Here is a 1840-nt window from a genome sequence, read left to right as displayed (position 1 = left end):
GCAAAGGCACCAGCACATTTAAGGGGTTCACCAGTAGCAACATAGGCTTCTATAGCGCGATCGCTTACATTGGCAAAATAAACTCGCGTTACACCACAGCGCACTATGGTTTTGTTCCGAGATAAGTCAATTAAAGCATGACCTGTATAGAGTTCCCCAGTCGTCCCTCGCATCTGTTGCCAACGAGCGATTGCTTCAGAGGGGTTAGGGGGTTTCCCATAAATCTTACCTTCGATACTCAATAGGGAATCACAGCCTAATACCAGAGCGTCGCTAAATTGATCAGCAACAGTTTTTGCTTTTTGTTCAGCTAGAATCTGCACTAACGTTGCTGGTTCTGGATGCTGCACTTGAGATTCGTCAAAATTGCTTTGGCAGACCACCGGTTCAATACCAGCAGTTTGCAACAATCGTCTGCGAGCATTAGAAGCTGAAGCTAATACAAAAGTCGGCACATCCATATAGCAATTTTCAGAAACGTTTGAGCGACATTGCTTATTTTTTTAAGGCAATAGGCAAGAGGGTTTTAAGGAAATCAGCGTCAAAAAAGACTGTACCTGATTAGCACGCCTTTGGCGAACAACTAAACAACCAAACAACCAAACAACCTGTAACCTTCAACCCTTCAAACCTGCTACCTTGGCCTTTAGGCCACCCTACGCGAACAACTGTTTAATAGTTCACTGAAAAGGACTTAACCACTGCCTCCAATAAATTTTTGGTCTTACCCCAGCGTCGTTCGGTGGTGGAAGCATTGAAGGTGTAGAGCTTGCCACGGTTGACCACCACACTGGCGAGGTTGTGCCGTTCTTGGTTGGGAAGTTGGACGTTGTATTCTAAAAGGTAATACGTCTTTTCTGCTACCTCACGAGCTTCAGCATTAACCAACTCGGCTGTGCGACCAGAATCGGGAGGAGCAATGGCATTTTTTTGCAGCTGATACCCCACTTCTGAGGGTGTACCTAAATCAGCAAGGCTCTTGCCTTCCGGCACTGGGCTAATCACCACACTAACATTTTCGGTGGTTTCTATAATATCGTGGAACACTACATCGGGTCCATCAGTCACCTTGATCGGGACCCAACCGTTGGGATACAAAAACTGATAACCGTTAAGGCTGTCTACATAGCTTTGTAGACCACTGGCACCAGTTGTGCAGCCATGTATAGCCAGACTCAACACTAGCAGCAGTAGTGGTGCAATTTTCTTGAGCATCTCTTTGAGCATCTCTATTAAACGTCAACTCAGCTGCTTAATTGTCTCATCTTTAACTAATCGTACTTGCCCCTATGTATTTTCTGTTACCGGTTGGACACTCACCAGATGTGTGATAGATAGTTAAGTCAAGTTAATAGAGCGATTTTAGACAACTGCACACGGTAACAATTCTGGAAATCATCAGGCTTTGTAAGGAATACCATGAAACCAACTTATTTAACTATCTCTAGTCTAGGACTTGCCACAATACTGACTGGATTTACCGCAACTGTCTATGCTCAGCAGGAGCCACTTCCAGTTCCAGTCATTATCCGATCTGAGCCAGATAATCAAAAGCCTACGTCAAAGCAAGAGCCAACTAATACTGAAGCCCAACCTGTGGAGGAGAAACCAGCTACTACTCAAGCCCAACCTGTGGAGGAGAAACCAGCTACTACTCAAGCCCAACCTGTGGAGGAGAAACCAGCTACTACTCAAGCCCAACCTGTGGAGGAGCGCAGAGGTAGCACTGAAACGCTGTTTCCCTAACGCTATCGTTGTTGGTGAAAAATTTTAGCCAGATTAAACTGTAACAGATTCACCCTTGTATAGCTTTCTAGGGAAGTTTACAGGATCAGGAATT

Annotated in this window: 3 protein-coding genes; 1 reads left to right on the top strand and 2 read right to left on the bottom strand. The window is 45.1% G+C overall.

The features are described 5' to 3' along the window. Together F6K20_RS36735 and psbP are read right to left on the bottom strand one after the other, a co-directional pair. Nucleotides 1–461, bottom strand: a 461-nt coding sequence (locus F6K20_RS36735; RefSeq protein ID WP_287298146.1) for a Maf family protein, incomplete at its 3' end; no start/stop codon positions are given. Between the two features lie 211 nt (nucleotides 462–672). After that, the gene (gene psbP / locus F6K20_RS36730) at nucleotides 673–1215 is read right to left on the bottom strand and encodes a photosystem II reaction center PsbP (protein ID WP_044491972.1); all 543 of its coding nucleotides are present in this window, start codon (nucleotides 1213–1215) and stop codon (nucleotides 673–675) included. A gap of 204 nt (nucleotides 1216–1419) precedes the next feature. On the opposite strand from psbP, the gene F6K20_RS36725 reads away from it, so the two are divergent. Continuing rightward, a complete protein-coding gene (locus F6K20_RS36725) occupies nucleotides 1420–1746 on the top strand; it encodes a hypothetical protein (RefSeq protein ID WP_287298145.1) in 327 nt (108 codons plus the stop codon). Nucleotides 1747–1840: the final 94 nt, after the last annotated feature.

Origin of the sequence: Moorena sp. SIO2C4, assembly GCF_010672485.1 — a bacterium.
In the GTDB taxonomy this organism is placed as follows: Bacteria; Cyanobacteriota; Cyanobacteriia; order Cyanobacteriales; family Coleofasciculaceae; genus Moorena; species Moorena producens.
Note: the sequence above shows the minus strand (reverse complement) of the source record. Positions and strands in the feature narration are given on the sequence as shown.

What these genes read in the sequence shown, in the direction of transcription:
- psbP (WP_044491972.1), bottom strand. Translation starts at nt 1,215, where the DNA reads ATGCTCAAGAAAATTGCACCACTACTGCTGCTAGTGTTGAGTCTGGCT.
- F6K20_RS36725 (WP_287298145.1), top strand. Translation starts at nt 1,420, where the DNA reads ATGAAACCAACTTATTTAACTATCTCTAGTCTAGGACTTGCCACAATA.